Annotated in this window: 15 protein-coding genes and 4 tRNA genes; 8 read left to right on the forward strand and 11 right to left on the reverse strand. The window is 68.0% G+C overall.

The genetic code is table 11. From position 1 onward, the window contains the following. Positions 1-27 precede the first annotated feature (27 nt). Positions 28-1,638: an alpha/beta hydrolase gene (locus Q9R39_RS07385; RefSeq protein WP_078112451.1), complete on the reverse strand. Its 1,611-nt coding sequence runs from the start codon at positions 1,636-1,638 to the stop codon at positions 28-30. 79 nt (positions 1,639-1,717) lie between these two features. Next, on the reverse strand, positions 1,718-2,503 hold the full coding sequence (locus tag Q9R39_RS07390; protein WP_058250237.1) for a pyrimidine reductase family protein: 786 nt from the start codon (positions 2,501-2,503) through the stop codon (positions 1,718-1,720). Positions 2,504-2,538: 35 nt separating this feature from the next. On the opposite strand from Q9R39_RS07390, the gene zapE (Q9R39_RS07395) reads away from it, so the two are divergent. Further along, entirely contained in the window at positions 2,539-3,552 is a 1,014-nt protein-coding gene (zapE, locus tag Q9R39_RS07395; protein WP_058250238.1) for a cell division protein ZapE, read from the forward strand. Between the two features lie 132 nt (positions 3,553-3,684). On the opposite strand, the gene Q9R39_RS07400 is transcribed toward zapE (Q9R39_RS07395), so the two are convergent. The 5 genes from Q9R39_RS07400 to Q9R39_RS07420 form a co-directional block, all read right to left on the reverse strand. Beyond that, the gene (locus Q9R39_RS07400; protein ID WP_058250239.1) at positions 3,685-4,944 is read right to left on the reverse strand and encodes an HNH endonuclease signature motif containing protein; all 1,260 of its coding nucleotides are present in this window, start codon (positions 4,942-4,944) and stop codon (positions 3,685-3,687) included. Between the two features lie 198 nt (positions 4,945-5,142). Then, on the reverse strand, positions 5,143-6,165 hold the full coding sequence (gene zapE, locus Q9R39_RS07405; protein WP_058250240.1) for a cell division protein ZapE: 1,023 nt from the start codon (positions 6,163-6,165) through the stop codon (positions 5,143-5,145). Between the two features lie 89 nt (positions 6,166-6,254). Then, the gene (locus Q9R39_RS07410; protein WP_396275646.1) at positions 6,255-6,821 is read right to left on the reverse strand and encodes an N-acetyltransferase; all 567 of its coding nucleotides are present in this window, start codon (positions 6,819-6,821) and stop codon (positions 6,255-6,257) included. Next, positions 6,818-7,636 carry a sulfurtransferase gene (locus Q9R39_RS07415; protein WP_058250241.1) on the reverse strand — a complete coding sequence of 273 codons (819 nt, stop codon included), beginning with the start codon at positions 7,634-7,636 and terminating at the stop codon, positions 6,818-6,820. The genes Q9R39_RS07410 and Q9R39_RS07415 overlap by 4 nt, the downstream gene beginning before the upstream one ends. 19 nt (positions 7,637-7,655) lie before the next feature. Beyond that, a complete protein-coding gene (locus Q9R39_RS07420) occupies positions 7,656-9,602 on the reverse strand; it encodes an NAD(P)/FAD-dependent oxidoreductase (protein ID WP_311277264.1) in 1,947 nt (648 codons plus the stop codon). Positions 9,603-9,740: 138 nt separating this feature from the next. On the opposite strand from Q9R39_RS07420, the gene Q9R39_RS07425 reads away from it, so the two are divergent. Genes Q9R39_RS07425 through Q9R39_RS07440 form a run of 4 tightly spaced genes read left to right on the forward strand, consistent with a single transcriptional unit; the run spans position 9,741 to position 13,702 of the window. Continuing rightward, positions 9,741-10,379: a nitroreductase family protein gene (locus tag Q9R39_RS07425; RefSeq protein ID WP_058250243.1), complete on the forward strand. Its 639-nt coding sequence runs from the start codon at positions 9,741-9,743 to the stop codon at positions 10,377-10,379. Continuing rightward, the gene (locus tag Q9R39_RS07430) at positions 10,376-11,986 is read left to right on the forward strand and encodes a class I adenylate-forming enzyme family protein (protein WP_058250244.1); all 1,611 of its coding nucleotides are present in this window, start codon (positions 10,376-10,378) and stop codon (positions 11,984-11,986) included. Before Q9R39_RS07425 ends, Q9R39_RS07430 begins: the two co-directional genes overlap by 4 nt. Continuing rightward, positions 11,967-12,611 carry a TetR/AcrR family transcriptional regulator gene (locus tag Q9R39_RS07435; protein WP_058250245.1) on the forward strand — a complete coding sequence of 215 codons (645 nt, stop codon included), beginning with the start codon at positions 11,967-11,969 and terminating at the stop codon, positions 12,609-12,611. Before Q9R39_RS07430 ends, Q9R39_RS07435 begins: the two co-directional genes overlap by 20 nt. Next, positions 12,608-13,702, forward strand: a complete 1,095-nt coding sequence (locus Q9R39_RS07440; RefSeq protein WP_311277265.1) for a CaiB/BaiF CoA-transferase family protein — start codon at positions 12,608-12,610, stop codon at positions 13,700-13,702. Before Q9R39_RS07435 ends, Q9R39_RS07440 begins: the two co-directional genes overlap by 4 nt. Positions 13,703-13,753: 51 nt before the next feature. On the opposite strand, the gene Q9R39_RS07445 is transcribed toward Q9R39_RS07440, so the two are convergent. The 3 genes from Q9R39_RS07445 to Q9R39_RS07455 all read right to left on the reverse strand — a co-directional run bounded on the left by Q9R39_RS07445 (position 13,754) and on the right by Q9R39_RS07455 (position 14,018). After that, positions 13,754-13,828: transfer RNA gene (locus tag Q9R39_RS07445), tRNA-Val, on the reverse strand. 21 nt (positions 13,829-13,849) lie between these two features. Beyond that, positions 13,850-13,923: transfer RNA gene (locus tag Q9R39_RS07450), tRNA-Cys, on the reverse strand. A 22-nt stretch (positions 13,924-13,945) separates the two neighbouring features. Further along, positions 13,946-14,018, reverse strand: a tRNA-Gly gene (locus Q9R39_RS07455). A gap of 253 nt (positions 14,019-14,271) precedes the next feature. On the opposite strand from Q9R39_RS07455, the gene Q9R39_RS07460 reads away from it, so the two are divergent. Together Q9R39_RS07460 and Q9R39_RS07465 are read left to right on the forward strand one after the other, a co-directional pair. Further along, positions 14,272-14,346, forward strand: a tRNA-Val gene (locus tag Q9R39_RS07460). 203 nt (positions 14,347-14,549) lie between these two features. Then, entirely contained in the window at positions 14,550-14,882 is a 333-nt protein-coding gene (locus tag Q9R39_RS07465; protein WP_311277266.1) for a hypothetical protein, read from the forward strand. A gap of 43 nt (positions 14,883-14,925) precedes the next feature. Here the strand turns inward: Q9R39_RS07465 and Q9R39_RS07470 are convergent, their stop codons facing one another. Continuing rightward, on the reverse strand, positions 14,926-15,465 hold the full coding sequence (locus Q9R39_RS07470; RefSeq protein ID WP_211540505.1) for a hypothetical protein: 540 nt from the start codon (positions 15,463-15,465) through the stop codon (positions 14,926-14,928). A gap of 148 nt (positions 15,466-15,613) precedes the next feature. Between Q9R39_RS07470 and Q9R39_RS07475 the strand changes: the two genes are divergently transcribed. After that, a complete protein-coding gene (locus tag Q9R39_RS07475) occupies positions 15,614-17,011 on the forward strand; it encodes a glycosyltransferase 87 family protein (RefSeq protein ID WP_311277267.1) in 1,398 nt (465 codons plus the stop codon). Positions 17,012-17,057 lie beyond the last annotated feature (46 nt).

Genomic DNA, 17,057 nt, shown 5'->3' on the forward strand with positions numbered 1-17,057 from the left:
CAGAACAGTGCGGCGTGGTCCGGGGACTCAGGTGGGGCAGCCTCGCTGGGTCGGACCCTGCAGCGGTGCCCGATCGACGTACTCCGCGACGACCTCGGCGGCGCACGCACTGCGTCCCAGGACCGAATACCCCAGGCCGTCCCAGGTGACGGTCACCGGCTCGGCCTCGGCGTTCATGAACAGCGGCACCAGAGCATTGGCTCCCTCGCCACCGTTGATCGGGTCGCGCGTCCCGTTGAGGATCAACGGGTCGGCGGGCAGCGACGTGGGTGGCCGGACCGGATTGCCCGACGCCCAGCCGTTGCACCGGACGAGTGACAGCGCGCTGTTGGCGCCGGTGAGGGGGTTCTGCTTGGACCACGCGTCCACCAGACCCGGCACCTCGTTCTGTCCGACCGGGCCGGTCACGTCGTTGCAGCGGGACACCAGGGCGCCGTCGGGGAGCCGCAGGGTCGCGGCGCGATCGGCGAGCCGGACCAGCGCCGCGGTCTGTCCGCGGTCGGCCGCTGCGATGGCATCTGCGAGGTCGAGCAACGATTGCGGGCGGTCCGGCGCCAGGGCCAGGGTCGTGGTGATCGCCTCGAGCGCGGCCGTGTCGGAGAGCGACTCGAGGTCGCCCGCCCGTGCCTTGCCCAGCATGCGGGTCATCGTCGCGACCCCGTTGGACCCGAGCGCGCAGCCCGGTAACGCCGAGCACCGCTGTGCGAAGCCCTGGAGCGCCACCTGGACGCCCCGCGCCTGGGACTGTGCGCGATCCCGGGCGTTCGCGCCGAACGGGGTCGGGGTGTCGAGGATGATCCGCCCGGCACGTCCGCCGTACAGGGACGCGTAGGTGAGCACGACGTCGGAACCCTCACCGGTGCCGATGAGCCCGAGATGTTCGACGCCCCAGCGCTGCCGCAGGGACTCGAGGTCCGCGGCGGCGTTCGCGGCCCCGAAACTCAGTTGGTAGGGGGTGAGCGTCTCCGTGCACCCGTCCGAGGCCGATGACGCGGCCGTGGACAGGCGCGAGATCCGCGCGTCCGTCGTCGTGGCGCGGTCGACGAGGCCGTTGTTGGCGATCGTCGTGCGTTCCAGTCGGGTCATGCAGTCGATGTCGCTGCTGAGCGGGATGCCGCGGTGGTCGACCGCGACCACGGGGTGCGAGGAGAGGAACGCCCGGCCCTGGCCGGCGGTCATCACCATCAGGGTCCGCGACGACGGCAGATCGGAACCGGAGGTGAGGACGAGCGGCGCAGCGTCGGGTGGGGTGTCCGCGGTCCGGGCGCGCGTCACCGCGATCGACACGACCTCGCCGTCGGGCTGGTCGCGGTCGATGGGCGAGTCGTATTCGGCGCATTCGATCGTCACGCCGTCCGGACGGGGCACCCCGTATCGTTCGCTCGTCTCGGCGGCGCACTCGCTCCACTCGAGATCGGTCTTCGGTACCGCGAGCGCGGGGGCGGGGGGAGCGGTCGACGACGACGGTGCCGGTCCCTCCTGACCGCCGCCGCCCGGGATCAGGTCGGGGCCACGGTCGGGACCGACGGCACAAGAGGACAGGACTATCGCCGCGATCACGCCGGCGACCACACCCGCGAGAGCCCTCGGGCGGGAGTTCGGTGCTGCGCCGACGGCCGGGGTGTGCGCTCTTGGCATGTCCGCGAGCGTAGTCAACGAATCCGCGAGGACGCTCGAGCCGGGTGTCGGGGTGAGTCCCGGATAGAGAGCGGACAGCTCACCGGGTGGACGCGCGGCCGTCGCGGACCCAGCGGGTGAACACGAACCCATCGTCGTCGGTCATGATCGACGCCGGGTGCAGTGCGCGCAGGACCGCCGTCCCCTCGTCGGTGACCGCGATGCGGCCGGCGCTCCCGCCGACCAAGTGCGGGCTCGTGGTCAGACACAGCTCGTCCACGGCATGGGCCGCCACGAGCGAACCGAGCAGACTCGGACCGCCCTCGCAGAGCACCCGGGACCATCCGCGAACACCGCAGTGCTCCAGGATGGCCGCGGTCGACACGGTGTCGTCGCCGCAGTCCACCAGCGTCGCGCCGGCATCGAGCAGAGCCCGCCGGCGATCGGCGGGCGCGCTCGAACAGGTGAGGACGACGGTGTTCTCGTGGGACACGGGCTCGAAGTCGGGCGGTATCGACAGCGACCGGGACACGAGCGCGAGTGCCGGGGCGGGCGCCTGCCCCAGCGATCGCCGGACTGCGGCGAGGGCGTCGTCGGGCTCGGGTTGCCCATATCCCTCGGTGGTCGCCGTGCCCGCACCCACGAGGACGACGTCGGCGAGCCCTCGCAGCACGCGGAACACGGCTTTGTCGCCGGGACCGCCGAGACCGCCGGACTTGCCGTCGACGGTGACCGCACCGTCGATCGACGACACCATGTTCGCCCGCACGAACGGCGCGCCGTCGTCCGGATCCGTGGACGATCGAGGGGGGTACGAGTAGAGCTCGGCCAGCCGGACCAGCTCGTCCTCGGATGTGACCTGGGTCGCTTTCTGCAGGTGGAACATGCGTTCATCATTCCGCGCCTGGCTACTCTCCACACATGGTGGCCCGACTCTGCGATCGCAACCCTGCGACCTCGCCCGACGCACTCATCGACGAGATGGTGCCCCCGTCGACCTTCGACGACGTGAGCTTCGACTCCTACATCCCCGACCCCAACGAGCCGTCGCAGGCCGAGGCGGTGGCCAAGGCGCGCGACTTCGTGGCGCGGGCGTCGAAGGCGCGCTCGGGCAAGAAGGGCCTGTTCTCCCGGAAGGCGCCGGCCCAAGGGGTCGGTCTGTACCTCGACGGCGGCTTCGGCGTCGGCAAGACCCACCTGCTGGCGTCGATCTACCACTCGATGCCCGCACCGAAGTCGTTCGCCACGTTCGTCGAGGTCACACACGTGGTCGGCGCGCTGGGCTTCGTGAACGCCGTCGAGCGGCTCTCGCAGCACACGGTGCTGTGTATCGACGAGTTCGAGCTCGACGACCCGGGCGACACGATGCTCGTCTCCCGGCTGCTGACCGAACTCACCGCCAAGGGCGTGTCGATCGTCGCCACCTCCAACACGCTCCCCGGCCAGCTGGGGGAGGGCCGGTTCGCCGCCCAGGACTTCCTACGGGAGATCCGCAAGCTGTCCTCGGTGTTCGAGACGATCCGCGTCGACGGTCCCGATTATCGTCACCGCGATCTGCCGCCGGCGCCGGAGCCGCGCAGCGAGTCCGAACTGACCGAGATCGCCGAGTCCACCGACGGCGCGACCCTCGACGACTTCGACGCATTGTGCGACCACCTCAGCACCCTGCACCCGTCGAAGTACAAGGACCTCGTCGACGGCGTCTCCCTGGTCTGCATCTCTGGGGTGCACCCGGCCGAGGACCAGTCGGTCGCCCTGCGCCTGGTGGTGCTCGCCGACCGTCTCTACGACGCCCACATCCCGGTGACCGTCTCGGGCGCGAAGCTCGACGAGATCTTCACCGAGGAGATGCTCGCCGGCGGTTACCGCAAGAAGTACCTACGCGCCACGTCGCGCCTGCTGGCTCTCTCGCGGTTCGCGGAGTCGGCGGCCTGACTTCGGGGTAGAGGCCGTCGTCGGCGGCCCACACACTGTGGAGTTTTCAATGTACGTGCAGGGTCCCGGGTTCGGGGCCGCGCAGGAACGTGCCACCAGCAGGTGGACGAGGTTGTCGTGAGGTCCGGTGACTCAGGCGGCGTCGTCGAGGCGCATCGTGCGTCTGTTGTAGGCCGGTAGCGGCTTTCGGTTGGGGTCCACCTCGACAGGTGGGATCAGCCACGGATGTCGGTCGTAGCCCATGACGACGTCCCAGCCATGATGGTGCACCTGCGTGTGGCATCGCTGGCAGAGTAGGCAACCGTTGTCCAGGCTGGTCGTTCCGCCGTCCGCCCAGTGCTCGAGATGGTGGACCTGGGTATGTGAGGGTGGCGCACCGCATTTGATGCAGCACGCGTCGCGGACGACCACGGCCTTGCGCAACTCCGGTGGGAAGACCCGTTTCTCGCGACCCATGTCGAGGGGCACGGTGGCCGAGTCGACCACGATCTCGGTCAGGGTGCCGTCGCACGTGAGAGCGCGGGCGGTGGTGTCGGTGATGGTGCCCGTCCATGGCAGGGCGCCGAGGTCGGTGGCGTCGGCGGGGATGGTCAGGATCAGTTGTGTGCGTGGGGCTCCCGCGGTCTGGACGGTGGCGCCCAGGCATGCCTGGTCGAGGATCAGTTCGAGCGCATCGGCGCGCCGTTCTGCGGGCGAGCGGCGATCGCCGGCGCCGTCGGGTTCGGGTCGCGGGACGGAGCGCTCGTCGATCATGGCGATGAACTTCTCGCCGATGACGTTGGTCAAGTCGGCGGCGATCTCGACCCGGCCATCGTCGGTGACGTTGTGGACGACGGCATTGAGTGTCCGATCCTCGGCGGCCGGGACTCCGCCGTTGGTCTCGGCAACCGTGTTGCCGAGGGCTCGAGCACGTCGCAGCACCTCTGCGGGCGTGGCCCCGGACAGTGCCTGGGTGATCAACTCGGTCTCGAAGGCGGCTCGGTCGTCGTCGACAAGCGCAGTGGCCGAACGCTTCTCGATGTGACCCAGGCCTCGGGCGACGGCGTCGACGATCTCGGCGGAAAGACGGCCGTCGGCGGCGTGGGCGGCAACCTTGGGTAGATCTTCTAGTCTGTCAACGATCCGCACGATTCGCGAGGCCACAGCGGGCGCGAAGCCCATCTCGATCAGCAGTCTCCGTAGCGTCGAGTGGTTTCGCTCAGCGACCCGTAGGCGCCCCAGTTGTGCTGAGCGCATGGCGATCCGGTGATCGATCACGTTCCGCAGGAGCCGCAGTGTCTCCAGCTCGGTGAAAGCTGCACGCCCGGCGGGATCGTCAGGTGGTGACTCGGCGTCGACCAGTTGATCGAGAAGCAGTGTGAGATCGGTCATGCCTTCAAGGTACTCGAACATCCTGGCGAGCGCCAGGGGTTGTGCACATGAATACTGTTGCACTGCAATCACTCTGAGAGTGTGGATCGAGGCGTGATTACCACGAGAACGCACCTTCAGTCACAGGAGTATCCGGTTGTCCCGTGATGTGGCGCGAACTTGAGTTGGTTCGACTCAAGAAAACGCCAGGGATTCGACCACGACGGCGGAACGCCGCGATTACGGAGTCGAGCGGATCAACCGCAGACGACTGGTCATACGAAATGCATCGGGACGGTAGGCCGTTGCGGCGGCGCAGAAGTCGGGCAAGGAGTGGGGCGAGGTGAACGTGACGGCGATGTCCTCGTCGACCAGGATGTCCACAAGGTTGACGAACCGCTGCTGCGCCTCCTCGTCGGCGACATCGAATGTCGGTACGTCGGTGATCGTCCATCGGGAATACATTCGCGCCCACGTCAGATACTCGATGGTTGACACCGGCGCGTCACACAAGTGCGCAAACGAGGCCTGCAGACACCCGTCACGCTCGGAGTGGACCTCGAAACGTCGCCCACGAACAGTGAGCCCGACTGTCTGGGTGGTCTCGGACACGCGACCTGACGGCGGCACTGTGATCCAAGTTCCCGCGGCGAAGCCGACGGAGTCCCCGCGGGGAGATGTGCGGTAGTCGGTCTGCCCGTTCAGGTGATGGACGTCGAAATGATTCTTGATCAGCGTGATGCCGGGCTCGAAGAGGTGATGCCAGATGGGGTTCGGCAGAAGGTCATCCGGGGCGTAGTTCGACGTCGCCAGGACGGTGATCCGGCGGGCGAGCACGTACTCCAGCAATCGGATGAGGAGACGTGCGTCCCCGGAGTCGTGCACGTGAAGCTCGTCGAAGTACAACAGCTCGCTGTTGCCGACGACATCGTCCATGCCCAGGCGTAGCGAGTGCGGGTCGTGCCGGTGCTCGTGTACTCGGCGATGGAGTTCCTCGAAGAAGCTGTGGAAATGGATCCGCGTCTTCCTCGGTACGGGGCTCACGTTGTAGAAGGCATCGGCCAGCCACGTCTTGCCCCGGCCGGCCGAACCGTGGACATAAAGCCCGCGCGGGCCCGACGAGCGTCGTGTCCGCCGGCGTCCCTCCGGAACGAGGACGGCGAGCCGATCGACGAGTAGCCGTTGCTGAGGGTCCAGCACGATCCCGGCGTCGGCGGCCGCCGCCGAGATCGCGGTGACTACTGCATGACGCTCTGCGGACACTCTCGAATGGTCACACGGAAAGCGTGGTGTCTTGACAGCGCGTGGCCGAAGTCACCAGTCCAGGTGCGACGTCCGATCGAACCGAAGGCTCACAGCCGCTGCGTGAACACGTAGTCGTGCTCGATGCTGTCCCCGAGGGTGAAGGTCTTCACGCCGGCGCGTTCGAAGCCCATCTTCGTGTAGAACCGCTGGGCCCGGACGTTGAGTTGGTTCACGCCCAACCACACCAGAGCGCTGCCGTGCGACCGTGCGCGATCGAGCGCGGCACCCATGAGCAGGTGCGACGGAGTCGCGCCCTGCCGCGAATGATGGTCGCGCAGCACGTACATCTTCGAGATCTCGCTCACCGGACGCTCGGTCACGACCGCACACACGTCGGGGTGCGTCGGATCGCCATGCAGCACCAGCGCGTAGCCGAGGATCGGTCCGCCGACACCGTCGCGCGCGACCAGGACATCTGCAGTCGGATCGGCGATGTGATCACGAAAGGTGTTCTCCCGCAGTTTGTCGGCGACGAAATTCTCGATGTCGGCCGGTGCGGCGTGCGGCGGGCACGCGAGCGGGAACGTGATGGCGGCGACCTCGGCGACTCCCGCCGCCGCTGCGGGGTCGGTCACGACCCCGACGGTGACATCGGCGATACCGGGATCGGTCACGACAGTGGGCGAGCCGGATCGGCGGTCCAGGCGTTCATCGATCCGTCGTAGACCGCGACGTCGTCGCGTCCGAGGCTGTGCAGTGCGAAAGCCGCTGCGGTGGCGGCGATCCCGCCGCCGCAGTAGGTGACCGGGCGTACCGACGGATCGAGGGCGCCGGCGTCTGCGAACAGTTCGCGCAACTCCTCGAGCGGCCGGAGCCGACCCGCGTCGTCAACCAGTTCGGCGAACGGGACGTTGACACTGCCGGGAATGTGGCCGCCCGCGAACGATTCCCGGTCGAGCGCGTTGACCAGCAGGACGGAGGACTCGCCGGTGGCGGCCGCGACCTCGTCGGTGGAGACGATCCGCTGGGGCCGGCGGCGCGGGGTGAACGAAGCCGGGGTGGTCGTGACCTCGCCGGTCTCGACCGGGAGGCCGGCCGCGGTCCAGGCGGCGTATCCGCCGTCTAGGACGAGTACGTCGTCGAAGCCCTCGAGTCCGAACTGCCACCACAGTCGCGTGGCCCAGATGCCGTTGGCGGTGTCGTACACGACGACGGTGGAGTCGTCGCCGATGCCGAGGCGGCCGACCGCATCGGCGAAACGCGCGGAGTCTGCTGCGGCGAACGGTGCCTCGCCGTCGGGGTCGCTGAGGTCGGTGATCTGATCGGCGAAAACCGCGCCGGGCAGGTGCCCGGCCAGATAGGTCTCCCGACCGGAGGCGACGTGTGCGCCGTCGGCATCGAAGGTCAGATGGACGGTGGCGTCGACGATGCGGAGGTTCTCCTCGCCGAGGCGGGCGGCGAGATCGGTGGCGGAGATGAGGGGCGTCATGACAGCCACGGTAGTCCCGTCAGTCGTCGAGGGGTTCGGTGACGAAATCGTCGAGGTCGACGCTGCGCGTCCGCGCCCAGTAGTCGACGATCCGCCACGGCAGGACGGCGACGACGCGTCCGTCGGGGTTGCGGTACCAGTTGGTCATCGCCGGATGCGTCCACACCATCTGCGCGTGGGCGCGGTCGACGGCGTCGTTGTACTCCTCGGTGACGTCACGCCGGACTTCCAGTGCGCCCAGCCGGTTCTCGATCATTGCGCGCAGGGCGTCGCAGACATAGCGCACCTGGTACTCGAGGATGCTGATGAAGCTGCCGCCGTGTCCCAGTGCGGTGTTCGGCCCGGTGAGGATGAACAGGTTGGGGAAGTCGGGTGCGGTGATCCCCAGGTAGGCGTACGCGTCGTGATCACCCCACGCCTCGACGGTGTTCTGCCCGCTGCGTCCGACGATGTCCATGGGGTAGAGGTAGCGGTCGCTGTGGAATCCGGTGGCGAAGACGATGATGTCGAAGTCGTGGGCGGTGCCGGTGCCATCGACGAGCCCGTCGGAGGTGACCCGTTCGACGCCGTGCGGAATCAGCCCGACGTTCGGCCGACGCAACATGCGAAACCAGCCGTTGTCCAACAGCATCCGCTTGCCGAAGGGCGGGTAGTCGGGAGTCGACAGGTCGATGAGGTCGTCGCGGTCACCCAGTTCGCTGCGCAGGTAGCGCAGGTAGAACTCGCGGTGACCGTGATTGACGGCGTTGATCGACGCAGTCGGCTCGGGCCACTCCGGGTCGATGCGCAGGGTCGAGTGGACCTTGTCGTTGAAGATCCACGACAGTCGTGCGCGGTACCACTCCCGGTACCCGGGGAGGTTGTCCATCAGCCAGTGCACGTCGTCGCCGACCGGCGCGAAATAGTCGTCGTTCGGCGCGATCCACTGCGGCGAGCGCTGGAAGATCGTCAGCGATCCGACCCGATCGGCGATGGCCGGCCCGATCTGCATCGCGCTGGCACCGGACCCGACGATGGCGACCCGTTTGCCGGTGAGCGCGCCAGGCTCGTCGAGTTCATCCGGCCACTGTGCGGAATGGAAGATCGGACCGGCGAAGTCGCCCATTCCCGGGAGCTCGGGAAGCTTCGGGCGGTTGAGGAGACCGACTGCGCTGATGAGGATCCGGGCGGTCAGGGTGTCCTGGTGGCCCTCGCGGTTACGGACGTGGACCGTCCAGCGCTGGGTCTCGGCGTCGTAGGCGGCCGAGAGGACCTCGGTGCCGAAGCGGACGCGATCGCGCACCGCGTGCCGGTCGGCGAAGGCCTGCAGGTAGCCCTGCACCTCGTCGCGCTTGCCGAAGTGTGTCGACCACGGATGATCGAAGGACGAGATCGAGTAGAGATAGCTCGGCGTGTCGACACCGGCGCCGGGGTAGCGGTTCTCGTACCACGAGCCGCCGACCTCGTCGTTCTTCTCCAGCACGGTGTGCTCGACACCGGCGTCGGCGAGTTGCGTGGAGATCAGCATGCCGGCCACACCGGCGCCGATGACCAGCGCGTCCATCGACGTGGCGAGATCATCGGGCAACGCCGGCAGATGCGTATCCCGGAGGTCGCCACGGACGATCTCGGTCATCATCGGCGCGAATTCCGGGGCCACCTGCTCGCCCGCGGTGAACGACATCAACGATGCGACGAGTGCCTCGTCGGCCGGCTTCCGCGCGGGCCGGCCGTGGTCGTACCAGTCCTCGAGGGCGTCGACGACCGCCGCGCGGATCTTCTGCTGGACGTCCTCTCCGAGCCCGCCCGAGGAGTTGTCGTCCATGCCTCGGCTCCGCGTCGGGCGGTATCGATCGGCCATCCACCGGTGGTCACCCGTCATCTCCACGAGGACCGCGAGCAGGGTCGGGATGTTGCCCGCGGCCACGGCTGCCCGGATCTCCGCTGTGGTCGGTCGCGTCTCCGGACGCAGCGAAACAGATGTCATGGATAAAACTAACCACTGTTAGTAGTGCGTCGTCAACACCGCGTTTTGCTCGGACTGACGGGCCTTGACGGCGAAAACGAGCTGTGTCACTGTGTCCTCAGTCATACTAACAACGGTTAGTGAGCACGGAGGATTGACATGGATCTCAGCGAGGCAATGCGCACGACGGGCACCTGCCGCTACTTCAGCGACCGCCCGGTGGAGGACGAGGTGCTGTACCGGGCGTTCGACGACGCGCGATTCGGCCCGCAGGGCGGCAACCGCCAGCCCGTCCGTTGGGTCGTCGTCCGCGACGAGGTGACCAAGAAGGCTCTCGCCGACCTGTACCTGCCGTTCTGGGAGGGCTACTACGCCGCGGTCGTCGAGGGGTCGAAGAAGGTCGGCGCCATCCCCAAGACCGTGGAGAGCGCCAACTATTTCGCGCACCACCTCGCCGAGGTGCCCGCCCTGATCGTGGTGTGCGCCGAGATGGACGGACTGCACCCGACCGACCACGAACTGGGCAGGCTCAGCGTCGTCGGCGGGGCGTCGATCTATCCGAGCGTCCAGAACCTCACCCTTGCGCTCCGGCAGCAAGGCGTGGCCACTGCGCTGACGACCCTGCTCTGCGCCGCCGAGAACGAGGTGAAGAACCTCCTCGGCATCCCCGAGGGTTATCTCACCGCCGCCCACATCGCCGTCGGCTATCCGCGTGACGACTTCCCCCGCAAGCTGTCCCGGACCCCGGTCGAGGAGATCGCCTTCCTCGACCGCTTCGACAACCGGATGTTCGCGTGAGCGCCCCCGCCGTGAACCCCTCGACGCGCGCCCTGTCTCCCGCTCAGACCTCGATGCTGGGCCGGGCCACCATCGGTGACCAGCTGCGTCGCCTGGCCCGGTCCCAGGGTTCGACCCCGGCGATCGTGGCCTACGACGCGGAAGGCGGACGTACGTCGACGTCGTACGCGGAGCTGAACACGATGGCCAACCGGGTCGCCCATGTGCTGCTCGACCTCGGCGTCGGGCGCGGGGATCGCGTTGCGGTGATGAGTCGTAACCGGGTCGAGACGGTCGCCACCTACTACGGCGCCCTCAAGGTCGGTGCCGCGTATTCCGGCGTCAGTCCCATGTTCCGGGAGGGCGAGGTCGCCCAGCAGCTCCGGCACCTGGAACCGACGGTGCTCGTCGTCGAGCAGCCGCTGTCCGCGTTGGCCGGCCCCATCGCCGACAGTCTCGGCATCTCGGTTCTCGTCGTCGGCGACGACGAGGCGAACTCGTGGAACTCGTTCGACGAGTCCGTCGCGGCGGCTGACGATTCCGAACCCGACTGCGAGGTCGACGAACACGACCTCGCGATGATCGTCTACACCAGCGGCACCGAGTCGACGCCGAAGGGCGTCGAGATCGCCCATCGGAACTACCTCATCTCCACCTCGCCGGCGTACACGTGGGGGCTGCGCTGCCGCAACGACGACGTGTGGCTCTACGTGATGCCGTTCCACACGATCGCCGGGATCGGCTCGCTGACCTCGTTGACGCTGCTGGGCGCCACCCTGGTGCTGCCGGCCGCGGTCGACCCGGCGACGGCGTTGCGGATGATCCGCGACGAGAAGATCTCGGTGCTGGCCCAGACGCCGACCTTCTTCATCGCGCTCGCCAACCACCCGGACTTCGGAGCCGACACCGTCGGTTCGGTGCGCCGCTGCCTGACCTACGGCGGTCAGGTGTCGCCGCACGCGGTCGACGCGTGGGCCGCGGCGACCCCGGAATCGGTCTGGGGTACCTACTGGGGACAGTCCGAACTCACCCAGCTCGGCTCCGTCGGCTGGTTCCGGCGGCTCGAGGACGTGCCGGACCAGGACCCGACCTGGATCGGCAAACCGGTCGGGCACCTGGAGGTCCGGGTCGTCGACGCCGACGGCAACGACGCCGAAGAGGGCGAACTCCTGTGCCGCACACCGTCGGTCATGCTCGGCTACCACAAGGACCCCGAGCGCACCGCGCAGGTCTTCGAGGGTGGCTGGGTGCACACCGGTGACATCGTGCGCATCGACGCCGACGGCAACCTGTTCTTCCGCGACCGGCGCAAGGACATGATCAAGACAGGCGGATTCAACGTCGCGTCGCAAGAGGTCGAGCGAGTTCTGCAGGCACATCCCGACGTCGAGCGCGCCGCCGTCGTCGGGCTGCCCGACCCGTACTGGTCGGAGGCGGTCACCGGATTCGTGGTGCTCCGCGCCGGCGCGGAACACACCGGCGCCGACATCCGTGAGTACTGCCGGACCGACCTGGCATCGTACAAGGTGCCCAAGGAGGTCCACGTGGTCGACGCGTTGCCGACCGACGCTCAGGGCAAACTGCTCAAGCGCGAGTTGAGGAAGGCCTATGGAACCGGTCAGGGCTGAGATCGACGCCGACGCGGCCACCGACGAACACCGGACGCCCCCGGCGCGGCGGCCCCGCCGACGCCGCGACGAGATCGTCGAGGCCGCGGCCCGCTACTTCGCCGATCACGGCTACTCCAACGCCGGGATGCGTGACATCGCTCAGGCGGTCGGTATGCGAGGCGCGAGCCTGTACAACCATTTTCAGTCCAAGGAGGAGATCCTCTACGCCATCGCGCTGCGGATGACCGAGGACCCCCAACAGGATCTGCTGCTGCTCGATGCCGAGGGCGGTCCCGTCGAACGGCTCACGAACCTGATCGAGGCCCACGTCCGGCGTCTGGCGCGGCACCGGGTGGAACACCTTGTCGCTCTTCGCGAATTGTCGGCGCTGACACCCGAGCACCGACGGGTGGTCACCGACTATCGGAAGTACTACCAGCGTCGAATTCGCGATGTTATCGCCGCCGGCGCCCGACTGGGGCTGTTCGAGGTCCGCGACCCGCACCAGTCGGCGATCGCGGTGCTGGACCTGATGAACGGGATCAGCTGGTGGCTGAACGACTCTCACGATGTCGACCAGTTGGTCCGCGATTACGTCGACTTCACGATCGGTGGTGTTCTCCACCATCGTCCGACGTCGTGAGCGGACCACTCGCCGGCGTGCGGGTGGTCGAGATGCCCGGACTCGGGCCGACCCCGCATGCCTGCATGCTGCTCGCCGACCTCGGCGCCGACGTCATCCGGCTCCGGCGGCCCGGCCCCGATCTGCCCGGGCCCGACGGTATCCCGGATGCCGACGCCGGTCTGTACCGGTCGCGACGCACCGTTGACGCCGACGTCAAGGACCCCGACGACGTGGCCCGCATCCGTGACCTGATCCGGCGCGCCGACATCGTCGTGGAGGGGTTTCGTCCGGGCGTGATGGAACGCCTCGGGCTGGGTCCCGAGATCTGCTCCGACGCACCGCAACTCATCTATGCGCGCATGACCGGGTGGGGTCAGGACGGGGATCGTGCCGCGAGCGCGGGGCATGACATCAACTACCTGGCGGTCACCGGTGTGCTCGAGGCGATGGGTCCGGCCGGTGCGCCGCCGGTGCCACCGCTCTCGCTCGTCGGCGACTTCGGCGGGGGATCGATGCTGCTCGTCGTCGGCGTGCTGGCCGCTCTGCACGACCGCGCGCGGACCGGCCGGGGCCAGGTCATCGATGCCGCCATGGTCGACGGTGCCGGACTGCTCGGCGCGCTGCAGTGGTCGTGGAAGGCCGCCGGACGCTGGGGTTCTCGGGACCAGGGCAACCTGCTCGACGGCTCGGCGCCGTTCTACGCGACGTACCGGTGCGCCGACGACAAGTTCGTCGCCGTTGGCGCGCTCGAGGAGAAGTTCTGGCGGAACCTGATCGACACCCTCGGCATCGGCGACCTGCCCGACCGGTGGGACCGTGCCGCGTGGCCGGTGATCAGCGCGGCACTGCAAGCCCGCTTCGGGTCGCGTACGCGCGACGAGTGGGGGAGTGTGTTCGACGGTGTGGACGCCTGCGTGACACCAGTTCTCGACTTCGACGAGGCCGCCGCAGACCCGGTCGCGGTGCAACGCAGTTCCTTCGTGCGCGTCGACGACGCGATCGCCCCCGCACCGGCACCGCGGTTCTCGCGGACGGTGCTGCCGGCGCCCTCAGGTCCGTCGGCGGCGTCGTTGGGGGAAATCGTGGACGAGTGGTCGGCGGGCAACTGAGACGCCGATGAGCCAACGAAAAACCCCCGGAGCGATCCGGGGGTTTTGTCGTGGTGCGCGATACAAGGATTGAACTTGTGACCTCTTCCGTGTCAGGGAAGCGCTCTCCCACTGAGCTAATCGCGCGGGTATGGAATTGTGCAGCGGTGGAGGTGGCGACGGGAATCGAACCCGTGTACACGGCTTTGCAGGCCGTTGCCTCACCACTCGGCCACACCACCAGATGCGAGTCGACTCGCGCCGAGCGGATGACGGGATTCGAACCCGCGACCCTCACCTTGGCAAGGTGATGCGCTACCAGCTGCGCTACATCCGCATGCCCACGAGCGATCTTGTGGATCGTGCTGCTCGCGGTGCGAAGAGAAACTTACGCGATGGTTTCCGAACTATCCAAATCGCCTGGTCAGGGGCGTGGCCGCGAGTGAATCCCCAGCGTGTGATTCGCTCCCGTGCCGTGTAGGGGCGTTTGTGACGTGGCCCACCGCGGTGATTTGGGACTTCTGCGCAACCCGTGTAATCTTCTGGCTCGTGCGCAGGCGCCCCCGGCACTGACCGAAGGCGCCCGACACGGTCCCGTGGCTCAGTGGAAGAGCGTCCCGTTCACACCGGGAAGGTCGCTGGTTCGATCCCAGCCGGGACCACCACAGTTCCACAAGCTCCGCCGACATCGGCGGGGCTTTTTTCGTTCGATCTCACCCGCTCGTCTCGCCGGAACCCGGGGTTCGGTCGATCGGATGAACAGTGCCTCGGAATTGCCGATCGCCTCGCCTCGCGGCGCTACGATCCGGCGGCAGCGGCAGTTGGGTCATCGGGAGGTCACGGCCGCAGGCACATGCTTGGAGGGAAGATGAAGCGACTCATCACCGGAATCCTCGTCACGATGGCTTTGAGCGGAGGACTGCTAGCGGGTGCCGGCGGGGCGTCGGCGGCACCGACTTCGGTTCAGCGCGAAGGCGGACCCTGTTATCAGCACGAGTACGGCATGGACTCTGCCGACGGCACGCTGTACTGCTCGCCGGAGGGCGATGGGTTCTGGCGCAGCTACGCAGTAACCAGTGCGCCCAAGGTCCGAATCGGCACACCCTGCCCGAAGCTCGGTGCTCGCGCGATGGTCTACCAGACCGACGGCATCGCCACCTGCCGCCAGTCGAGCAGCGCCGGTTTGCGGTGGCAGTGGTAATCGCCGCACCAGCGTTTCGTCCGTTCGGCATCACCGACCTGCGTCAGTATGGACTGCATCCCTGAACGAACACGGGCCGGTATGGCTGTCCCGCAACCGCATCGACGTCGTCGAGAGCCCGGGCCAGCACGACGACCGCGGCGTCCGCGGACCGCTGCAACGGCGCGGCGAGGAGCGCGTAACCGTGTCGCATCGTCACCGTGGCGACGATGCGCGCCTGCCAGCCCGGCGCGTCGGCCGGCGGTGACTGGATGCCGTCGAGAACGCGGCAGGTCGACCGCTGCGCGAGCTCGTCGCCGTCGTTCCCGGTCGAGAGATCGATGAGTATGTCGGCCACTCGCCGCTGGTCGGGTCGTAGCGCAGAGTCGTCGGGGAGTGGCCAGGGGTCGAGCCGCGGGCGCACGACCTCGGACGGGGTCTCGAGTGCGATGTGGATCGGTGGAACCGGACCGTCGGCAGTTCTCGACGAGGTGTCGCGCGTCATCGCGACCGGCTCGATGCCTTCCCCGACGCATGCGACGGTCAGCGTCGACGATGCCGCGATGACCAGTACGACGCCGAGGGTTGCTCGTAGTGATGACATGGTGTCGTCCCCAAGGTGATCTCGTCACCCACCGAGGTCAACGGTAGTCCGGCACGGACCGTCGCGATCCAGCTGTCCACCGAACAACCGACCACGCCCCACGGCGTTGCGCGTGATGCAGCTCACAGACAGGGCGTACGCTCGCCGCGTGGCCGCGAAGACTGCCGTCGAATCGCCGGAGTCGTCTCGTTCTGTGCCCGCACGGATCCCGACGGCGGCGACCGTCGTGGCGGCCGTCGTCGCGGTCGGGGTGATCGCCTGGCACATCGCGGCGTTCCCGATCACCAACCCGTTCTACGGGCTCTTCGAGAACGCCACCGATGCCCGCGTCTATCGCGCGGGCGCTGCCACCGTGCTCGACGCGGGTCCGCTGTACGACGCACCCGTCCTGTGGCGTCTGCACTTCACCTATCCGCCGTTCGCCGCGGTCGTGTTCGTCCCGCTGGCTCTGCTCACCGAGGCCGTCGCCAACATCGTCTGGTGGACAATCGGTTTCGCCGCGCTCACCGGTGTGATCGGGATGTGCCTTCGCAGCCTGCGCTGCCGGCCCGACGGTCGCCTGATCACGTTCGCCGCCTTGCTCGCGATCTCGTCGACCGCCCTCGAACCCGTCCGAACCACCATCTGGCTCGGACAGGTCAACCTCCTGGTGATGATCCTGATCCTCGTCGACCTGGTGTTCCTCCGGACGCACTCTCGATGGCGCGGAGTGGCTATCGGCATCGCCGCCGGGATCAAACTGACGCCCCTGTTCGCCGTCGTCTACCTGCTCGTGACCTGCCAGTGGCGCGCGGCAGCCACGGCGCTGGCGACGTTCGCGGCGACCGTGATGATCGGATTCCTCGCCGTCCCCGCCGACTCGTGGGCCTACTGGACCCGCCACCTCACGGACACCGAACGCATCGGCCGGGCCGACTCGCCGGCCAATCAGTCGGTGCGCGGATTCGTGTCGCAGATGTTGTCGCACTTCGACATCGGGCGGTTCGCCGAGCCCGCACCCGGCGGACCCGTCTTCGTCGCGCCGACGTGGCTGTGGCTCCCGCTTGCGCTGGTCGTCGCCGCGCTCGGACTGCTCGCCGCGGTGGTTGCCCACCGCGACGGTCGCGACCTCCTCGCGGCCACGATTGTCGGCATGACCATGTGTGCGGTCTCGCCCTTCGCGTGGGGACACCACTGGGTCTGGTGCGTGCCGCTGTTCGTCGTCGCGCTGGATCTGGTGGTGCGGCGGGGGAGCGCGGCTCGCACGTGGTGGTACTGGCTCGCGCCGGCCGGCGTGGCTGCGCTGACGTTCACCTGGTGGCGGCACTGGTGGGACAGCGGGCCGTACCTCACCTCCGACCATGCGATCGCGTTGGGGCTTTTCATGATGCCGCGAAACGGTGACGACTCCGTCGTGGGCGATCTGCTCGTCGTGCTGTATTCGGGCTGCTATCCGCTGCTTCTCGCGGTCACCGTGTCCGCGACTCTGATCGACGGCGCGCGGCGGAGGCGACGGCGCCGCTCGACCACCCTGCCGAGGCCGGAGGCCCACACCTGCATCGCGTAGCCTGGACGTCACTTTCCAGGCCGAGACGAACACCGGGCCGAAGTGC

It is taken from the genome of Gordonia sp. AC31, assembly GCF_031844505.1.
GTDB classification, from domain to species: domain Bacteria; phylum Actinomycetota; class Actinomycetes; order Mycobacteriales; family Mycobacteriaceae; genus Gordonia; species Gordonia hongkongensis.

What these genes read in the sequence shown, in the direction of transcription:
- Q9R39_RS07390 (WP_058250237.1), bottom strand. Translation starts at nt 2,503, where the DNA reads ATGTTCCACCTGCAGAAAGCGACCCAGGTCACATCCGAGGACGAGCTG.
- Q9R39_RS07400 (WP_058250239.1), bottom strand. Translation starts at nt 4,944, where the DNA reads ATGTTCGAGTACCTTGAAGGCATGACCGATCTCACACTGCTTCTCGAT.
- zapE (WP_058250238.1), top strand. Translation starts at nt 2,539, where the DNA reads ATGGTGGCCCGACTCTGCGATCGCAACCCTGCGACCTCGCCCGACGCA.
- Q9R39_RS07435 (WP_058250245.1), top strand. Translation starts at nt 11,967, where the DNA reads ATGGAACCGGTCAGGGCTGAGATCGACGCCGACGCGGCCACCGACGAA.
- Q9R39_RS07385 (WP_078112451.1), bottom strand. Translation starts at nt 1,638, where the DNA reads ATGCCAAGAGCGCACACCCCGGCCGTCGGCGCAGCACCGAACTCCCGC.
- Q9R39_RS07420 (WP_311277264.1), bottom strand. Translation starts at nt 9,602, where the DNA reads ATGACATCTGTTTCGCTGCGTCCGGAGACGCGACCGACCACAGCGGAG.
- Q9R39_RS07470 (WP_211540505.1), bottom strand. Translation starts at nt 15,465, where the DNA reads ATGTCATCACTACGAGCAACCCTCGGCGTCGTACTGGTCATCGCGGCA.
- Q9R39_RS07425 (WP_058250243.1), top strand. Translation starts at nt 9,741, where the DNA reads ATGGATCTCAGCGAGGCAATGCGCACGACGGGCACCTGCCGCTACTTC.
- Q9R39_RS07465 (WP_311277266.1), top strand. Translation starts at nt 14,550, where the DNA reads ATGAAGCGACTCATCACCGGAATCCTCGTCACGATGGCTTTGAGCGGA.
- Q9R39_RS07415 (WP_058250241.1), bottom strand. Translation starts at nt 7,636, where the DNA reads ATGACGCCCCTCATCTCCGCCACCGATCTCGCCGCCCGCCTCGGCGAG.